This window comes from Leucobacter sp. M11, assembly GCF_035726885.1.
Lineage (GTDB): Bacteria > Actinomycetota > Actinomycetes > Actinomycetales > Microbacteriaceae > JAPFRB01.
Genome location: NZ_JAPFRB010000003.1, coordinates 533,977 through 538,348, shown reverse-complemented (window position 1 = coordinate 538,348; position 4,372 = coordinate 533,977). Strand labels below are relative to the sequence as shown.

The 4,372-nt window shown below is 72.6% G+C and carries 3 protein-coding genes and 1 pseudogene; all 4 read right to left on the bottom strand.

Annotation, left to right across the window (positions count from 1 at the left end):
• Positions 1-2,157 (bottom strand): annotated as a pseudogene (locus tag OOT08_RS10915) (hypothetical protein); the annotation flags it as partial.
• A gap of 62 nt (positions 2,158-2,219) precedes the next feature.
• Complete coding sequence (locus tag OOT08_RS10910) at positions 2,220-3,290, bottom strand: hypothetical protein (protein ID WP_325092669.1); 1,071 nt, start codon at positions 3,288-3,290, stop codon at positions 2,220-2,222.
• Positions 3,291-3,295: 5 nt separating this feature from the next.
• Positions 3,296-4,156: a heme ABC transporter ATP-binding protein gene (locus OOT08_RS10905; protein WP_325092668.1), complete on the bottom strand. Its 861-nt coding sequence runs from the start codon at positions 4,154-4,156 to the stop codon at positions 3,296-3,298.
• A partial coding sequence (locus OOT08_RS10900; RefSeq protein ID WP_325092667.1) for an iron chelate uptake ABC transporter family permease subunit occupies positions 4,153-4,372 on the bottom strand: 220 nt, incomplete at its 5' end. The genes OOT08_RS10905 and OOT08_RS10900, both read right to left, overlap by 4 nt.

Below are 4,372 nucleotides of genomic sequence, written 5' to 3'. Positions count from 1 at the left end.
CCCGCGGAGCACGAGTTCGGCCCCCGAGGTGCTCTCGGTGGAGGTGCTGGTGACCGGGTTCCCGAAGGGGTCGAGGCACTTGTTCTCCCAGGTAATGGGGCCCCACGTTCCTGCCCGGTCGGGCTTCTCGATGCGGACCCGGCCCCCGTCCGAGGAAGCGGCGAGGAAGCGGTCGGACTTGTTCCAGATGCGGGCCGAACCGGCGTCGCCCGCCCGCCCGGCGGAGAGGAAGTTGCAGCCGCCGAAGTAGGCACCGCCGTTCGATTCAACGTTGATGCCCCAGCGCAGCCCGGCGTCGGTCAGCTCGGTGGCCCCGCCGCTCCCGCCCTCGGCCGTGAACCCGATCCGGACGACCGGGTCGAGGTGGGTGAAGAGCAGGAGCGAGTATTCCTGGCCGTCGAGGAGCCCGCCGAGGACCGCGGTGCCCGAGTCCGCCGAGCCGGGGCGCAGCGTGATCGAGGCGGTGCCAGCCGTTCGGTCGATCTGCCACTGCCCCAGGTAGCGCTGCCCGGGGTAGAGCCAGGCCTCCGCCGTCTCAGCGCGCCCGGACCAGGGAATGGTGATCGTCCGCGGGGCGGTGGCGGTGAGGGGCTGGTCCACGCCGCGTGCCCGTGCGGTGAGGTCCTGCACGGTGCGCTCGGCGATCCGCTCGGCGATGTCGCTCACCGTGTTGAGCTGGGTGCGTTCGTTCTTCTCGGGTCCGGTGCGCGGCACGATGGAACCCGGGATCTTGGCGGCAATGGTCATCCGGGTTGTCCCGGATTGGGCGGTGCCGTACCGGGTTTCCACGCGCACCCGGAACTCGGCCCCGGAGTCCGCCAGGAGCGGCATCACGGTCAGCGGTGCCTCCCGCTGGACGGGCAGCGCCTGCCAGTCGCCCCCGGGAAGCTTCCGCTCCCAGTGGAACTGGCGGTCGCGGGAGCCGCCGGAGACCTGCGGCAGGATCGTCGTCTCGAGCCAGTCCCGCGCGGAGACCCGCTCGGGGATGGTCACCTCGGGCGGGCTCTGGTCGGCGTCCTCGAAGGTGAGCCGGAACGGGTCGGCGACCTTGCGAGGCTGGATGCTATTGGCCGAGCCATCGGTCGTGTACCAGTAGGAGGACTGCCCGGTGAGCAGGTGGTAGTCATTGAAGTCCTGGGGGAAGGAGCCCCACCAGGACGCATTGGCGGACGTGCGCTCGGCCTGCGGGTTCCGCCCGGCCGCGTCCACGGTTACCCCCAGAAAATCCGGGGCGACCGTGAAGCCGGACTCGGTGACGCGCACCCCGGTCAGCGTCGCGAGGGTCACGACCCGCTTGGGGAGCACGCTCCAGACCTCGGGGTTGTCCATGTCGGCCCCGAAGCCGGAGAGGGTCGCGGTGATCGTGCCCCGGCCGTTCGGGGTGACCACGAGCCGCGGATCCGCGGCGCTCCAGTACGTCATCCCCCCGTAGTAGGCGACCGTGAAGCTCCCCTCCCAGGAGAGGTCCGCGGTGTTGCGCTCCGGATCGATCTCTCCGGCGCCGTCCTCGATGCGCACCACGGTCTGCGTGGTGCTGTCCGCGGCGTTGTTGGTCTTCCCGTTCACGGAGGCACCGGCCGGGTTCGTGCAGCGTTCGTCCCAGCTCGGCACGATCACCCCGGAGCCGTCCGGGGTGGGCCGCTCGAGGCGCACCGCGCCCTCGGAGCTCTGGTAAAAGCCGTCGCCCCGGGACCAGATCCGGGACCCCTTCGCGTCGCCCGCGGTCCCGGCGCTCAGGAAGTTGCACCCGCCGAAGTAGGCACCGCCCGTGGTCTCGCGATTGAGGCCCCAGCGGAACACCGCGTTGTCCACGGTGATCGGCTCGGCCGCGTCCGGGTCCTCGGCCGACTCGGCCGTCGCCGCAGCCGGGGGCTCGGCTCCCGGGGGGTCCTCGGGGGCTGCGCGTTTCGGCGCGGGGGCGGCCTCGGGGTCGGGGGTCGTCCCCGCCGCGTCGTCGCCCGGCTCCGCGGTGGCCTCCGGGGGTTCCGGGGCGGGGCGGGCGGGTTCCGTCGGCTCGACCGGATCCCCCGGTTCCGGGGTCTCGCCCGTCTCGTTCGGCAGGCGCGATTCCTCGGCGGCGGGCTCGTTCGCGGGGGCGTCGAGGCCGAGCGCCGGGGTATTGCCGCCCAGGATGAGTCCCCCCAGGATGAGGGCCACCAGGGCTCCGGGCACCGCGCGGCGTCGGGGCCGGGTCGCCGACGCGAGCGCTCCCCGCCGCATCACTCGCCCCGCTCGGGCTGATCCGGTTCCGTGGCGTCGGCGGGAGCGTCGGCGGGAGCGCCCGCTGGCACCGGTTCCGGCGCGGGCTCGGCGGCCGCTGCCTGCTCCGCGGCGAGTGCGGCCGCGGCCTTTCGCCGCCCGGAGAGCACCGCCCAGACGAGGAAGCCGATCGATCCGACGGCCAGCACACCCACGCCGATGATCGCCCAGGTGAGGATCGTCATGAGCTGATCGTTGTCCCCGTTCCCCTCCCCGTCGACCTGGAGCGTTTCCACGCGCTCCTCGGTGATTTCGGTGGTCGTGGGGGTTGGTGTCGCGTTTGGGGTGGCCCCGGCCATCTCCCCGGTGCCCGGGGTGGGGCTCGGGATCGGCGGAGCCTCCGCGGGAGCCTGCCCCTCGGCAGCCCCGAGGTCTTGGAAGGTGATGGGGGTGAAGGTCTCGTTGTTCGCGTTGACGACCCCGTGGGCGCCCATGGTCATGATCCCGCACTGCACCTCGAGGCAGTTCACCTCGCTCGGGTTCCCGGAGCGATCCACCGCGGTGAATTTCGCGCCGGGGATCGTGGCGATCGCGGACCAGGAGCCGTCCTCGGAGACCTCGCCGCCGTTGGCCGCGTAGGCCGTGGAGCTGCCGGGGAAGGTGACGAAGTTCGCATAGCCGACGGGGTTCACCTCGTCATCGGGGACGTACATGTAGTTCTCCCCGGTCACACCCCCCGCACTGGGGGCCCAGTTGGCCCCGTCGACCCAGCCGAAGAAGACGTATATCCCGCCGAAGCCGTTCTTAATCGATTGGAAGCCGGAGCCATTGAGGCGCAGCTGGGTCTGATAGACGGGGTCGGCGACGAAGGTCTGCTCCGGGGAGCCCTCCACCGAGACCTGCACCGAGCCCGCGGCGAAGGCGGGCGTGGGGTTCGCGGTGAGCCCCCCGAACGACAGCGTGGCCGCGAGCGCCGCCAGGGCGATCGCGGCGAGGGGGGCCCGGCGGCGGCCCGCGGCGCGGGCCGCCGGGGCGGGGGCGAAGCCACGGGGCGGGACGGCGTGCGGGGCGGTGGGGCGGGAGAGACGCATGTTCTTCACCTTTCGAGGGGTGTGGGGCGGACGCCCCGCACCGGGACAATCAGAGTGGCTCCGGTGAGCGGATGCCGAATCACATCGACGGGTTGTTCGTAGACCTCGCCGATCCGTGCGGCAGTGAGGACCTCGTCGGGGGCACCGGAGGCGACGATGCGGCCCCGGCTGAGCATGGCGATCCGGTTCGCGTAGGCGGCGGCGAGATTGAGGTCGTGGAGCACCACGATGACGGCGTCGCCGAGGGCCGCCCGCTCGGCGGCGAGGGAGAGCACGGCTTCCTGGTGCTTGAGGTCCAGGGCCGCGGTTGGCTCGTCGAGCAGGAGCACGCCGGTACGCTGGGCGAGGATTCGCGCGAGGGCGGCTCTCGCCCGCTCCCCGCCCGACAGGGAGGGCACCCGGCGACCACGGAAACGCTCGATGTCCGTCAGCTGCAGGGCCTCGTCGACCGCCGCATCGTCCTCGCGGTCGCGCTCGGTGCGCTGCCAGGGCGCGCGTCCCATCTCCACCACCTGCTGCACCGTGAACGGGAAGAAGACGCCGTTCTCCTGCGGGAGCACGGCGCGCCGTTGGGAGAGCTCCCGCAGGGTCCAGTCGGCCAGGGGACGCCCGGCGATGCGGACGTCGCCGCCGGTGCGGGGCAGGTCGCCAGTCATGGCGGCGAGCAGCGTCGACTTTCCGGCGCCGTTTGGCCCGATCAGCGCGAGCACCTCCCCCGTGCGGACGCTCAGGCTGGCCTCCGAGAGGAGGTCGCGGCCGTCGATACGCACGGTGACGTCGGTGGCCTCGATGGCGACCGTGCCGGCGGGCAGCGGCTCCGGCAGCGGCGCGGTGCGTGCGCTCCCGCCGAGCAGCCCGGCGATCATGCCCAGCCCCCGGCCCGCTTGCGGGCCCGCCGGAGCAGCCAGAAGAAGAAGGGGCCGCCGACGAGCGAGGTCAGCATCCCGATCGGCAGGTCCGCCATCGGGATCGCGGTGCGGGCGACCAGGTCGGCGCTCAGCAGCAGTAGCGCGCCGCCGAGCACGCTCGCAATGAGGAGCGGCAGGTGGGCCGGGCCGAGAATCATCCGCATGAGGTGCGGC

Bases quoted from the DNA above. Each gene is read 5' to 3' on its own strand.
- OOT08_RS10910 (WP_325092669.1), bottom strand. From the start codon at position 3,290: ATGCGTCTCTCCCGCCCCACCGCCCCGCACGCCGTCCCGCCCCGTGGC.
- OOT08_RS10905 (WP_325092668.1), bottom strand. From the start codon at position 4,156: ATGATCGCCGGGCTGCTCGGCGGGAGCGCACGCACCGCGCCGCTGCCG.